The organism is Algoriphagus namhaensis (genome assembly GCF_042649705.1).
Classification (GTDB): Bacteria; Bacteroidota; Bacteroidia; order Cytophagales; family Cyclobacteriaceae; genus Algoriphagus; species Algoriphagus namhaensis.
The window spans coordinates 340,389-353,597 of the sequence record NZ_JBHRZS010000003.1; the positions used below are offsets into that span (position 1 = coordinate 340,389).

Here is a 13,209-nt window from a genome sequence, read left to right on the forward strand (position 1 = left end):
AAATATTCAAATGACAAAGAGTTTCAAGGGTAAGCCTTTGAGTTTGGGTAATTGAATAATCTTCAAAGAAACTCCTTAAGATTTCCCATTTTAGCAATGTTTTGTTTGGGATAATAAAAATATCTCAGTAGACTTGTCGAGTTATTAGTCCAGATCATGGTTTTTTCTACTTTTTCTTCATTCGTACCTCTGACCACCACTAGCTCTTTTGGAGCTAAGGGTATGATGTTTTTTACGATGAACACCATGACCACGGGTATTACGGGTTGATCCCGTCATAGCTAAATTCATACCCGCCCCAAGGCCATAGGCCAATCTCAATCACAGTATCTCATTTCTATTCTCATGAAAATTATAAAATTCGGAGGTTCTTCCGTCGCTAATTCATCAACTATCCAGAAGGTTTTTGATATCATTCGAGACAAACTCAAATCACACGAAGTAGCAGTCGTTTTTTCTGCATTTGGTGGAGTGACCGAAAATCTTTTCAGTATCGCTGAACTCGCCAAAAAAGGTGATCAGACGTATCGAGTTCTTCTTCAAACCTTGGAAGAAAGACATATGAATCTGGTGAGAGAATTGATTCCAGTCCATCAGCAATCCATGGTGATGACTTATGTGAAGGTTCGATTTAATGAGTTGGAAGATCTTTTTCATGGGATTTTTCTGATTAAAGAAAGTTCTCCGCGCACCATGGATTATGTGGTGAGTTTTGGTGAGCGTCTGTCCACTTTTATATTGGCAGAAGCACTTCAAGGGCAAGGGATTAAATCACAGTTTGTCGATGCTCGTGAAATTATCCGAACCAACGGTAGGTTTGGCCAGGCTAAAGTTGATTTTGAAGTGACCAATGCTCTCATCCAAAAGTTTTTCAAAGAACACGATGGCATGAAAGTAGTCACTGGATTTGTGGCCTCTACAGAAAAAGGAGAGACCACTACCCTCGGTCGATCTGGTTCGGATTATACTTCGGCGATTTTGGCAGCGGCACTTCAGGCGGAGGATTTGGAGATTTGGACAGATGTCTCAGGGGTACTCACTGCGGACCCGAAATTGGTTTATACTGCGTTTACCATTCCTCAATTGAGCTATAATGAGGCCATGGAGCTCTCGCATTTTGGTGCGAAAGTTATTTTTCCTGCTACCATGCAGCCAGCCATGCGGCGGAACATTCCGATTTTCATCAAGAATACGTTTGACCCAAATAATCCAGGTACCCTCATTAATGGAGATGAAAATAAGCAGAGTCTGATCAAAGGCATTAGCTCGATTTCCAATATTTCCATGGTTACTGTGGAGGGTGCAGGACTGATGGAAACCATCGGCGCCAGTAGCCGCGTTTTCAAAGCCTTGGCGGAAGCCAAAGTTAATATCTTGTTGATTTCACAGGCTTCTTCTGAGCACAGTATCTGTTTGGCCATCAAGTCTGATGAATCAATCGGCGCGAAAGAAGCGATTGAAGCAGAATTTCACTATGAAATCAAATCTGGTGAAATGAATGAAGTCAAAGTGCAGCATGACCTTGCCACTATCGCAGTGGTGGGTGAAAACATGAAGCATAACCCGGGTGCTTCAGGTCGAATGTTCCGTGCTTTGGGAAGAAATAATATCAATGTGGCGGCAATTGCTCAGGGGAGTTCTGAGTTAAATATTTCTGCCGTGATTTCTCACCAAGATTTGCAAAAAGCACTCAATGCCCTCCATGAGGCCTTTTTCCTTTCTGAAAATAAGGTTTTGCACGTTTTCTTAATTGGAACTGGACTCATCGGGAAAACTCTCCTCGGAATGATCCATCGAAGACAAGAAAAGCTACACAAGGCATCGGAACTGGATATTCAGGTTCATGGCTTGGCAAATAGTCGCTTTATGGCATTTCACGAGGATGGCTTTGATCTGGCCAATCCTTATGAGCTGAGTGAAACAGATGCCAAAATGGATCTGGAGAAATTTGTGAAGCAAATGGAGGAAATGAACTTTTCCAACTCTGTGCTCGTGGATTGTACTGCTTCGCAAAGTGTGGCAGATGCTTACGAGCGAATTCTTCAGGCTAAGGTGGCGATCGTCACACCGAATAAAAAGGCTAATTCATCTTCCCTTGAGATCTACAAAAAACTGAAGGGTCTAGCCAAAAAGCGGGGCGTAAAATTTCTCTATGAAACCAATGTGGCTGCTGGCTTGCCAGTGATCAGCACCTTGCAGGATTTGATGCTCAGCGGAGATAATGTGATCAGAATCGAGGCTGTTTTAAGCGGATCGATGAATTATATTTTCTCCGAATTAGAAAGTGGAGCTCCGTTTTCTGAGGTAGTGAAGCAAGCCAAACTGAAAGGTTATACGGAGCCAGATCCTCGGGATGACTTGAGCGGGATGGACGTTGCCCGGAAGATTTTGATCTTAGGAAGAGAGGCCGAGCAGGAACTGGAGTTTGATGCGATTGAAGTACAAAGCATGGTTCCAGCGGATTGCCAAGACGCCAAATCTGTAGATGAATTCTTTGAAAAGCTCAAAGGACATGACAAAGAATTTGCAGAACTACTTGCTAAGGCCAAAGAGAAGGGAGAAAGACTGCGCTTTATGGCTACTCTCGAAAATGGGAAAGCCAAAGTGGGTTTAAATTCATTGCCAGAATCACATCCTTTCAGTAGCCTAAAGGGTAGTGACAATATGATTCTATTAACCACGGAGCGATATCATGATTTCCCGATGATCATTCGTGGTCCGGGAGCTGGAGCTGACGTGACTGCGGCTGGAGTATTTGCTGATGTAATTCGAATTGGAAACTATACTCGAGAATAATGAAAAGAGTCAAAGCCTTTGCGCCAGCAACAGTCGCCAACGTCTCTTGTGGGTTTGATATTTTAGGTTTCGCTCTGGATTCTCTTGGCGATACAGTGGAGCTAGTGGCTAAAGAGAGTCCCGGTCTCACGGTGAAATCAATCAAGGGTGACGGGGGAAAACTCCCCCTTGAGGAAGACAAAAACACTTGTTCCATCGCCATTCAGGCTATGCTTGATGCCATGGGCTCGAAGCAAGGATTTGATATTTATCTGGAAAAAGGGCTACCTCTTGGCTCCGGAATGGGATCAAGTGCGGCCAGTGCGGTAGCCGCTTTGGTGGCAGCAAATGAGTTGTTGGGAAACCCTTTTGATAAAAAGGATCTGCTTCCTTTCGCGATTGTGGCAGAAAAAGCCGCGTGTGGAGCCGCTCATGCAGATAATGTTGCTCCGAGTTTATTGGGTGGCTTTGTTTTGATTCGAGATTATTTCCCACCGGATGTGATCAAGCTGCCAGTACCTGAAGGGCTTTGCTGTACGCTTTTACATCCACATTATCAGCTCAATACTTCTGATTCTAGAAGCGTTCTTCGCGAAAGGATTCCGCTCAAAGATGCGATTACCCAATCTGGAAATGTTGCTGGATTAATTGCCGGCCTATTTCAGTCTGATTTTGAATTGATTTCACGCTCACTGAAAGATGTGATCGCGGAGCCTTATCGCGCCAGTCTTTTGCCTGGGTTTGAAACAGTGAAATCAGCTATGCTTCGAGCAGGTGCTCTTGGAATGGGGATTTCAGGTTCTGGTCCAACCCTTTTTGTTTTATCTAAAGGGGCGCATTTGCACGAGAAATTTGGCAGCGAAGCGAAGAAAATTTATGATCAATTGGGGCTGGGCTTGGACATGTATTTCTCCAAAATTAATACCCAAGGCGGGGGCCTAATCCAATCTTAAAATCTGAGACTATGCGATTCTTTAGTACAAATGATCCAACTCACCAAGTTGAGCTAACCCAAGCGGTCGTCAAGGGTTTGGCGCCTGATCAGGGGCTTTATTTTCCCTTCGAAATCCCCAAGTTATCCAGTGATTTTTTGGAAAGTTTGCCCGATCTGTCTTTTAGAGAAATTGGTTATGGGGTGATTGGGGCGATTTTTTCCGATGATTTAAGTACTGCACAGATAAAAGAACTTGTAGATCATACGCTTGCTTTTGATGCTCCGATTGTGAAGGTGGAGCAAGATGTGTACAGCTTAGAGTTGTTCCATGGGCCTACCCTTGCATTCAAGGATTTTGGAGCACGTTTTTGCTCGAAACTGATGAGTATGCTCATGGCAAAGTCAGATAAGAAAGTTCGAGTTTTAGTAGCTACTTCCGGAGATACTGGGAGTGCTGTTGCCAATGGATTTCTGGGAGTTGAGGGTGTTGAAGTAGTTATTCTTTTCCCGAAGGGTAAAGTGAGCGCGCTTCAAGAAAAGCAATTTACTACGCTAGGTCAAAACATCATTTCTCTTGAAGTTGAGGGTGTTTTTGACGATTGCCAGAAGTTGGTTAAACAGGCTTTTTTGGATTCGGAATTGAACTCTAAACTTTTGCTTACCTCTGCCAATTCGATCAATATTGCCCGCTGGATTCCTCAGTGTTTGTACTATTTCTATGCCTTTTCCCGCCTTCCCAAAAATGGAAAGGAAGTAGTTTTTGCCGTTCCAAGTGGGAATTTCGGGAATTTAGCGGCTGGTATTTTGGCGCAAAGAATGGGGCTGCCGATCAAGCATTTTGTGGCGGCTACCAATGCGAATAAAGTGGTTCCGGATTTTTTGAAGGGAGATGTTTTTACTCCGAAGCCATCTGTTCAGACGGTCTCCAATAGCATGGATGTGGGAAACCCGAGTAATTTTCCTAGGCTTTTGGCACTCTATAATTTTGATGAGGATAGCCTAAAAGCTCATGTGAGCGGAGGGTTTTATTCGGATGATGAGACCAAAGAAGCGATTCGAAGCGTACGAGAAAAAGGTTATGTCTTAGATCCGCATGGAGCAGTGGGTTATTTGGGATTGAAGGACTTTATGAAATCGAATCCAGGATTTACAGGTGTTTTTTTGGAAACTGCTCATCCAGGCAAATTCAGGGATGTGGTAGAAGAAGCCTTGGGTGAAGATTTGGTTTTGCCGGATCGCTTGGCAGCCTTTTTAGAAGGGCAAAAGAAAGTGACCCCAATGAATAATGATTTCGAGGAATTTAAGACGTTTTTGAAAGAATTGGAGTGATCAGCTTGAGCCGAACCTTTCGATCAAAAAATCATTTTTTTCGCTCAATGCTATATGTGACTAGAGACTGAAGGGAAGTTTTATATTCCGAATCAGGGAATTCTCTCAGGATTCCCATGGCTTCCTCGTAGAATCGATTCATCGCTTCTTTAGCGTATTCGAGACCTCCACTATTTTTCACAAAACCGATCACCTCGTTCACGGCTTTTTTATTCTCGCTTTTATTACGGATTAGATTGATGATTCTGCGCTTTTCGAACCAATCCGCTTTCTGCAAAGCAAAAATCAGTGGGAGGGTCATCTTTTTTTCCTTGATATCGATTCCGACTGGCTTACCGATTTCCTCCTCACCATAGTCAAAAAGATCGTCTTTTATCTGAAAAGCCATTCCCACCTTTTCACCAAACTCTCTCATTTTGGAGATAGTTTCTGGGTTACTTTCAGTACTTGAAGCGCCTACTGCACAACAGGCGGCCATCAAACTTGCAGTCTTTTGGCGAATGATTTTATAATATACCTCTTCTGTAATGTCGAGTTTTCTAGCCTTTGCAATCTGCAAGAGTTCACCTTCAGACATTTCTTTGACGGCATTGGAGACAATCTTGAGCAAGTGAAAGTCGTCATTCTCTACACTGAGGAGAAGGCCCTTAGACAGGAGAAAATCTCCAACCAAAACTGCGATTTTATTTTTCCAGAGTGCATTGACGGAGAAAAACCCGCGACGGTAATTCGCATCATCCACGACGTCATCATGGACCAGTGTGGCAGTGTGAAGTAATTCGATGAGGGCAGCACCTCTGTAAGTGGAGTCATTGATGGTACCGCTCAAACCGGCTGAAAGAAACACAAACATGGGGCGCATCTGCTTGCCCTTGCGCTTCACGATGTAATTCATGATGTGATCCAGCAATTTCACCTTGCTTTTCATCAAGTCACGAAACTTGAGTTCGAACTCAATCATTTCGGCTTGAATGGGAGATTGGATTTGCTTTAAGTCTGTCTTCATCAGGAATTTGCTCGTGTAAAAATAATACCCTTTCGCTAGTGGACAAGAGAAAAGGTTCATTCAAGGTCAAAACCCCTAAAAATGATTATCGTTCTACAAAAATTCTTAATTTGTATAAACGACAGTTTAAGATAAACAAACGAACCCAGAACCAATATGAAAAATAGAGCTATTGAAATTAAATGGGGGGTGATTTTCGCCATTTCCACACTCGCATGGATGGTTTTAGAAAAATCCCTTGGCTGGCATGATGAGCACATTGCAGATCATGCGACGTACACCAATCTTTTCGCCATAGTGGCCATCGCTTTGTATGTCTTTGCCCTACGAGATAAAAAGAAAAATTTCTACCAAGGTCAAATTTCTTATAAGGAAGCCTTTATAAGTGGGGTGATTGTGACCATTGTAGTCACGATCCTGAGTCCCTTGACTCAATATATTATTTCAGAGATCATTACTCCTGATTATTTTTCCAATGTAATTGCCTACGCAGTGGAGTCGGGAAATGCTACACAGGAGCAGGCCGAAAGTACCTTTAACTTACAAAGTTATATCATACAAGCATCGCTAGGGGCTCTGGTTATGGGAATCGTGACTTCTGCCGTAGTAGCATTTTTTGTGAGATCAAAGTCCTAGAACTTGTCTCCATGGCAAGTGGTAAATTGAACAGGAGAATTCAATTTGGTTATCTTTGCTATGTTGATGAAAAGCGACTCTTTTGGAACAAAAATATGTAAAGCATAAGTACGAGCCCATTTTACCCAAGCAGGCCGAATGGCCTGTGGTGAAACTAGCGCGTGAAAGGAAGGAATTCGTCAAGAAGGTGGCTGATGAATCCGAAAAGCGTGTATTGAAAAGTACGGGGGATGATCCTGAGATTCTAAAGGAAGAACTTGAAACCACGCTCTATCGGGAGAAGCTAAGGATCAAACAAAATCCTTGGGCTGTCGATCCGGATGATGAGGCAGATTTTTGGCGAGAGGTGAAATCTTCTTTGCTTCTACTCAGCACAGGTCCCAAGTTGGAACCTGGGAAAAAGTTTGAGGAATATAAAAAAATACTGAACCGAATCAGTAAACGGTATTCTGAAGAGATCGCGAGTAACTTCAAGGCTACGCATTATAAGTTTACGCGGAGCATGGTGACTTACGGGTTTTCCCGTCTGCTTAATGCTGCGCGAGTGAAGGGATTTAAATCCATTTTTTCCAATCAATACACCCTTCAGGACAAAATCCAGATCACTGGCGAAACAGATCAACTTCGCGATTTGGCTACCAAGGGAACGATTGTCATGGTTCCGACCCATTTCAGTAATTTGGATAGCATTCTCATTGGGTGGATTATTTCCGTTTTAGGACTTCCTCCATTCATTTATGGTGCGGGTTTGAACCTTTTCAACATCTCCATTTTCGCCTATTTCATGAATGCTCTGGGGGCCTACAAAGTGGATCGTCGAAAGAAGAATTTGCTTTATTTGGAGACCCTTAAAACGTATTCCAAAGAAGCTATTCAGTTTGGCTGCCATTCTCTCTTTTTCCCAGGAGGAACTCGCTCTCGTAGTGGTAAAATTGAGAAAAGACTTAAGCTTGGACTTCTTAGTACTGCGATTGAAGCTCAGAGAACCAACTACCAAAACGGAAAATTTGATGTTTCAGGAAAGGTTTTTGTCGTTCCGGTGACGATCAATTATCACTTCGTTCTTGAGGCGCCCAGTCTCATTCGAGATCATCTTAGCATCACGGGTCAAGAGAGGTATTACAAAGAAAATGATGAGTTTTCCACTTCATACAAAATTTCTAAGTTCCTTGTAAAGTTCTTTACCAAGGGTTCGGATATATCCGTGTCAATCGGAAGAGCTATGGATGTTCTAGGGAACTTTGTTGATGAAAATGGACGAAGCCTAGATAAGAAAGGAAGAGTCATCCACACTCGTGATTATTTTGTCTCGGATGGTAAAATATCCGAAGATCAGCAGCGGGAAGAGGAATATACCAATCGACTAGGCCTACGGATTGTAGAAGAATTTCATAAGATAAATCGTGTTTTTAGTTCCCATCTGGTAGCATTTACTGCTTTTGAGTTAATCCAAAAGAAGAATAAAAAGCTGGATTTATTTGACTTGATCAGACTTCCAGAAGAGGAGATTCATATACCATATGATGAGTTTAAGTCTGCATGTCAAATGGTTTTGGATGAAATTCTGAATCTAAAGAGCCATGGCATGATCAATACGGCTCCACATATGTCATTGCCCATGGATGAGCTAATCGATGATGGCCTCAAAAATGTGGGTATGTATCATGCCAAAAGACCGCTGCTCAAAGGTCAAGATGACAATTTGATTACTGAAGACATGAGTTTGCTTTATTTTTATCACAATAGACTAACAGGGTATGGACTCGAAAAGCTTTTCAAATAGTGATTCCAAGCCGATCGGAGTTGTCGGGGCTGGGAGTTTTGGGGCTGCTGTAGCCCTGATGCTTGCAAAAAAAGAAAGGGTAATCATCTATGCTCGTAAAGAGTCTACTGTGCATGAGATCAACTCTAGTCATACGCTTAATGGGAAGGAGATTCCTAAAAATATTAGTGCGACCTTGGAGCCAAAGGAACTTTGTGAGGCCTGTGATCTCCTGTTCTTTATGATTCCATCTTATGGTTTTCAGGAGGTTACAAGAAGTTTTGCGCCTTTTTTATTCCCATATCATGTGATCATCCATGGTACCAAAGGACTCTGTCTGAATCTGCCTGCAGGAACAGATTTGAATACAGTCCATAGGATGAAACGATCGCAAATCATGACCATGAGCGAGGTGATACTGGAGGAAACGGTGGTGGTTCGGATCGGATGCTTAGCTGGACCCAATTTATCAAAAGAGCTACGGCAAGGTCAACCTGCAGCTACGGTCGTTGCGAGTAAATTCAACGAGGTGATATTGGAGGGACAGCGACTTTTGCGAAGCGATAAATTCCAAGTTTATGGCAATTCTGATATCATCGGAGTAGAACTTAGCGGGGTCCTCAAAAATATAATTGCTATAGCAGCAGGGGCATTGGCAGGACTCGGTTTGGGAGAGAATGCGAAGGGATTATTAATTTCTCGAGGGATGGTCGAAATGATTCATCTCGGGAATGCCCTAGGAGGGAGTATTAAGTCCGTGATTGGCTTGGCCGGTATTGGTGACTTGGTTACCACTTGTAATTCGGTGCACTCGAGAAATTACACTGTGGGATACAGACTAGCCAAAGGTGAAACCCTTACCGAAATAGTGAACGACATGGAGGAGGTAGCCGAGGGGATTAATACTGTGCAGATTATTAAAGCGTTTCTTGAGTCTTCAGAACTCAGAGCGCCTATCACGGAGAATCTCTATAAAGTACTTTTTGAAGATTTACCCATCGGTGATGCTCTTCAATTTTTAATGAAGTATCCCTTTAGTGTGGATGTCGATTTTGTTTAACAAAAAAAGGCTCTGAATTAATTCAGAGCCTTTTTTGATGTATTTATAAGGGTTGTATTATCTGATTGGAATCAGCTTCACTAATAGTCCGGTACCTTCAGTTACTGCATAGATATAGCCATCTGGGCTTTCAGCTACTTCTCTTACTCGTCCAATATCTTGAAGCATGATCTCTTGGCCAAGAGCCTCAGTACCACTCATGTCCACTCTGTTGATATGCATTTTGGCCAAAGCTCCAATAAGAATATCACCTTTCCAAGCTGGGTATCTATCTGAAGTGACCAAGGTCATACCTGCTGTAGCAATAGATGGCACATAGTAAGTAACCGGCTGTTCCATTCCTTCTTTTTCGGTGATGTCAGTGATCGGTGTGCCATTGTAATTTTGACCGTAAGTGATCACTGGCCAACCGTAATTTTTGCCTTTTTCGATTAGATTCAATTCATCTCCACCCATAGGTCCATGCTCGGTTTCCCACACTCTATCATTGACTGCATCGTACACCATTCCTTGCGGGTTTCTGTTTCCATAGGTCCAAATAGATGGTACTGCACCTTCCACCTCCACGAATGGGTTGTCTGCAGGAATTCTTCCATCATCATGTATCCTATGGATTTTTCCATGAGAATTAGTCAAGTCCTGTGCATTTTCAGGAATATTTCCTTTATCTCCATTTGAGAAATAAAGGTAATTGTCCTTATCAAATACAATTCTACTACCGAAGTGTCTGCCGCCTTTCCATGCCGGTCCAGCTACGATAAGTTCCTCTTGTTGCACCGCAGCGTTGCCTTCTAGTTTAAAGCGCATGATAGTCGTGGCAGCGGTGCTATCAGGCATACCCTTAGCATAGGCGATGTAGATCCACCCGTTATTCGCATAGTCAGGGTGCGGGGTGATATCAAGCAATCCAGCTTGGTTTACCTCCCAAACTTCCGGAAGTCCAGTAACTTTTTGCCCAGTATATTCATCGTCTTGAAAGATCAGAATTTCACCTTTTCGCTCAGTGATCAGCATTTTACCGTCTCCGATCCAAGCTATCCCCCAAGGATTTTCTAGCTCCGTATAGAGTGTATCTACGTTGATCAGTAGTTTTTCTGTCTGGATGGCATAGGTTTCATCAATAGGCTCTACTACGATCCCGGATTTTTGCTCGCAAGCTGTTCCCCAAAATCCTACTCCTAACAATAGGGCAAGGGAGAAATATCGGAAATTAACATTCATATCAATAAGATTAAGTTTGTCAAATTTACCCAACTTTTTTGAAAGCAAATAATTGATTTTGCCGAATGGCAATTAGGAAGGATATGATGGCTCCTCTTGTTTTGTAATTTTTAGATAATCCTCCACCATCCTCTCGGAGCCAATGATCAATGGAGTGCGTTGATGTAGAATGTTTGGGCTCAAGTCAAGAATGGATTTTTGCCCATTGGTGGCTACAGCACCAGCCTGCTCAGCGATAAATGCTAAAGCATTTGCTTCATAGAGTAATCGCAATTTTCCGCTAGGGTTTTTGGTGGTGGCGGGGTAAATATAGATACCTCCTTTGAGTAGATTTCTATGAAAATCAGCTACCAAGGAGCCAATGTATCGTGCTGCGTATCTCTGATCCTTGCAGTGATCCACATAATTTTTGACGCTTTGTTCCCATTCATTTTGAAGGCCTTCATTTATAGAGTAAATCCCTCCTTTTTTAGGGGCTTGGATATTTGGGTGTGAGAGGAAGAATTCACCAAGAGAGTTTTCATATGTAAAACCATTTACTCCAAATCCTGTCGTATACACGAGCATAGTGGATGACCCATAGAGCACATAACCAGCGGCTACTTGGTCTTTACCTGGCTGCATAATATCTTCACTTTGGATTGGCTGACCCAGTGGAGTTTTTCTCCGATAAATCGAAAATATAGTTCCAATACTGATATTTACATCAATATTTGAACTCCCGTCTAAGGGGTCGATAGCCACTACGTATTTACCGGAATTATTTTGGAGGTCGATAACGGCATCTTCTTCCTCAGAAACGATGGCACATACTTCACCACCTTTACTTAAAGCTCGCATGAATCGGATGTTGGCAATGACATCAAGTTTTTGTTGCTCTTCACCTTGCACATTGGTTTGTCCGAAGGCACCACCTATGTTAGCTAGGCCTGCTCGATTGGTTTCGCGGTTTACTATCTTTGCTGCCAGGGCGATATCGCGGAGCAGCTGTGAAAGTTCGCCAGAGGCAAAGGGGAAGTCATTTTGTTTGAGATTGATAAATCGATCAAGAGTAGTGCCGACAGAATAAGCCATTCCTGACTGATCGGGCTGGTAAGGGGAGATTTTCATTTCTTAGAAAAATGCAATTATTGGGTTTATACTTTCGAAAATTAGGGAATATTTTCCATGGCAAAAACACTTGTGTACAAATTTGGAGGGGCATCTGTAAAAGATGCTGATGCAGTTAAAAACTTAGCTGATATTTTGCGTAATCGATTGCGAAAAAATCCGATAATCGTGGTGTCGGCTATGGGGAAAACCACCAATGCCCTTGAGGAAATCTTACTTCATAAATTCGAAGGGAAAGATTATTCTAGGAATATTACAATTCTTGAGAGCTTTCATTTGGAGATTTGTTCCAAGCTTTTTGAGGAGGGGCATGCCGTTTATGCACAAGTGAAAAACCTGATTAGACAGCTAGAGCAGGAGCTTACTAAAGAGCTCAATCGGGAAAATTATGATTGTTTTTACGATCAGGTTATCGGATTTGGGGAGTTGCTATCCTCTAGGATCGTCATGGAGTATCTCTGTGAACAAGGTAGCCCAGTAGTTTGGCAGGATGCCAGAGAGATTATCCGTACCAATAGCGAGTTTCGATTTGCCAAAATTGACTGGGAATTGACCAAAAAAAATGCTCAAACCTACTTAGTTCCTTTATTGGATAGGTTCCCGGTTCTGACGCAGGGTTTCATAGGAGCTGATCCTCAAAATCGAATGACTACGCTAGGCCGAGAAGGCTCGGATTTTTCAGCAGCTATTCTTGGTGTAAGTCTCAATGCGGCTTCGGTAACAATTTGGAAGGATGTTCCTGGTGTACTTAATGCTGATCCCAAGATTTTTCCGAATGCTACACTTTTTGAGGAATTGGATTACAAGCAGGCTGCAGAAATGACTTTTTACGGTGCCTCGGTCATTCATCCCAAGACGATAAAGCCTTTGGCAAATGCAGGAATCCCTCTTTTTGTCCGATCTTTTGTCGAGCCAGAGGCTGCAGGAACCAAAATTCATGGACTCGCTCAGCATCATTCTATTCCCACCTACGTATTAAAAAGAAATCAAATACTGGTCAGCTTTGCGGTGAAGGATTTCACTTTCATTGAAGAAAAACACATTCATCAAGTCTATGAAGTGCTTCAAAGGTTAAAGTTGAAAGTGAATATGCTTCAGACAGCTGCAATCAGTATTTCGATTGTGATAGATTCTGAGTTATTTAAGCTCGAGCAGTTAATTACCGCACTCAAACCCTTTTTTGAAGTACGTTTTAACGAAGACTTGGAGCTACTGACAGTATTGAATGTTCAGGAAATAGACTCAGAGCTGCTGGAAGAATACGAATTGTATTTGGAGCAGCAGACGAGAAACACATTTCAGGCTGTCAGGAAAAAGCGAGCAGAATAGGAGGTTTGAAAGAAAGGGTTTGCGGTATTTTTTTTAACTTCCTAGCG

The 13,209-nt window shown here is 42.6% G+C and carries 11 protein-coding genes; 7 read left to right on the forward strand and 4 right to left on the reverse strand.

The features are described from left to right. Window positions 1-62 precede the first annotated feature (62 nt). A complete protein-coding gene (locus ACFOSV_RS03160) occupies window positions 63-248 on the reverse strand; it encodes a hypothetical protein (protein WP_377903313.1) in 186 nt (61 codons plus the stop codon). A gap of 97 nt (window positions 249-345) precedes the next feature. Here ACFOSV_RS03160 and thrA point away from each other — a divergent pair, with 97 nt between their 5' ends. From thrA to thrC, 3 genes are read left to right on the forward strand one after another with little or no spacing between them, the layout of a single operon-like run. Continuing rightward, entirely contained in the window at window positions 346-2,796 is a 2,451-nt protein-coding gene (gene thrA, locus ACFOSV_RS03165; RefSeq protein ID WP_377903315.1) for a bifunctional aspartate kinase/homoserine dehydrogenase I, read from the forward strand. Then, window positions 2,796-3,728: a homoserine kinase gene (locus tag ACFOSV_RS03170; RefSeq protein ID WP_377903317.1), complete on the forward strand. Its 933-nt coding sequence runs from the start codon at window positions 2,796-2,798 to the stop codon at window positions 3,726-3,728. Before thrA ends, ACFOSV_RS03170 begins: the two co-directional genes overlap by 1 nt. 11 nt (window positions 3,729-3,739) lie before the next feature. Further along, window positions 3,740-5,038 carry a threonine synthase gene (gene thrC, locus ACFOSV_RS03175; protein WP_377903319.1) on the forward strand — a complete coding sequence of 433 codons (1,299 nt, stop codon included), beginning with the start codon at window positions 3,740-3,742 and terminating at the stop codon, window positions 5,036-5,038. 31 nt (window positions 5,039-5,069) lie between these two features. On the opposite strand, the gene ACFOSV_RS03180 is transcribed toward thrC, so the two are convergent. Next, entirely contained in the window at window positions 5,070-6,044 is a 975-nt protein-coding gene (locus ACFOSV_RS03180) for a polyprenyl synthetase family protein (RefSeq protein WP_377903320.1), read from the reverse strand. Window positions 6,045-6,200: 156 nt separating this feature from the next. On the opposite strand from ACFOSV_RS03180, the gene ACFOSV_RS03185 reads away from it, so the two are divergent. From ACFOSV_RS03185 to ACFOSV_RS03195, 3 genes are all read left to right on the forward strand, one after another. After that, window positions 6,201-6,680 (forward strand): DUF4199 domain-containing protein, encoded by a 480-nt coding sequence (locus ACFOSV_RS03185; RefSeq protein WP_377903321.1) that lies wholly within the window; start codon window positions 6,201-6,203, stop codon window positions 6,678-6,680. Window positions 6,681-6,762: 82 nt separating this feature from the next. Beyond that, window positions 6,763-8,463: a 1-acyl-sn-glycerol-3-phosphate acyltransferase gene (locus tag ACFOSV_RS03190; RefSeq protein ID WP_377903322.1), complete on the forward strand. Its 1,701-nt coding sequence runs from the start codon at window positions 6,763-6,765 to the stop codon at window positions 8,461-8,463. Further along, window positions 8,438-9,502, forward strand: coding sequence for an NAD(P)H-dependent glycerol-3-phosphate dehydrogenase (locus ACFOSV_RS03195; protein ID WP_377903323.1), 1,065 nt, complete (start codon window positions 8,438-8,440; stop codon window positions 9,500-9,502). Before ACFOSV_RS03190 ends, ACFOSV_RS03195 begins: the two co-directional genes overlap by 26 nt. A gap of 57 nt (window positions 9,503-9,559) precedes the next feature. On the opposite strand, the gene ACFOSV_RS03200 is transcribed toward ACFOSV_RS03195, so the two are convergent. Together ACFOSV_RS03200 and fbp are read right to left on the reverse strand one after the other, a co-directional pair. Then, window positions 9,560-10,723, reverse strand: a complete 1,164-nt coding sequence (locus ACFOSV_RS03200; RefSeq protein WP_377903324.1) for a PQQ-dependent sugar dehydrogenase — start codon at window positions 10,721-10,723, stop codon at window positions 9,560-9,562. Window positions 10,724-10,795: 72 nt separating this feature from the next. Continuing rightward, a complete protein-coding gene (gene fbp / locus ACFOSV_RS03205; RefSeq protein ID WP_377903326.1) occupies window positions 10,796-11,833 on the reverse strand; it encodes a class 1 fructose-bisphosphatase in 1,038 nt (345 codons plus the stop codon). Window positions 11,834-11,890: 57 nt separating this feature from the next. Between fbp and ACFOSV_RS03210 the strand changes: the two genes are divergently transcribed. Then, window positions 11,891-13,162, forward strand: coding sequence for an aspartate kinase (locus ACFOSV_RS03210; protein ID WP_377903328.1), 1,272 nt, complete (start codon window positions 11,891-11,893; stop codon window positions 13,160-13,162). Window positions 13,163-13,209 lie beyond the last annotated feature (47 nt).

What these genes read in the sequence shown, in the direction of transcription:
- ACFOSV_RS03160 (WP_377903313.1), bottom strand. Translation starts at nt 248, where the DNA reads ATGGTGTTCATCGTAAAAAACATCATACCCTTAGCTCCAAAAGAGCTA.
- thrA (WP_377903315.1), top strand. Translation starts at nt 346, where the DNA reads ATGAAAATTATAAAATTCGGAGGTTCTTCCGTCGCTAATTCATCAACT.
- ACFOSV_RS03170 (WP_377903317.1), top strand. Translation starts at nt 2,796, where the DNA reads ATGAAAAGAGTCAAAGCCTTTGCGCCAGCAACAGTCGCCAACGTCTCT.
- thrC (WP_377903319.1), top strand. Translation starts at nt 3,740, where the DNA reads ATGCGATTCTTTAGTACAAATGATCCAACTCACCAAGTTGAGCTAACC.
- ACFOSV_RS03180 (WP_377903320.1), bottom strand. Translation starts at nt 6,044, where the DNA reads ATGAAGACAGACTTAAAGCAAATCCAATCTCCCATTCAAGCCGAAATG.
- ACFOSV_RS03185 (WP_377903321.1), top strand. Translation starts at nt 6,201, where the DNA reads ATGAAAAATAGAGCTATTGAAATTAAATGGGGGGTGATTTTCGCCATT.
- ACFOSV_RS03195 (WP_377903323.1), top strand. Translation starts at nt 8,438, where the DNA reads ATGGACTCGAAAAGCTTTTCAAATAGTGATTCCAAGCCGATCGGAGTT.
- ACFOSV_RS03200 (WP_377903324.1), bottom strand. Translation starts at nt 10,723, where the DNA reads ATGAATGTTAATTTCCGATATTTCTCCCTTGCCCTATTGTTAGGAGTA.
- fbp (WP_377903326.1), bottom strand. Translation starts at nt 11,833, where the DNA reads ATGAAAATCTCCCCTTACCAGCCCGATCAGTCAGGAATGGCTTATTCT.
- ACFOSV_RS03210 (WP_377903328.1), top strand. Translation starts at nt 11,891, where the DNA reads ATGGCAAAAACACTTGTGTACAAATTTGGAGGGGCATCTGTAAAAGAT.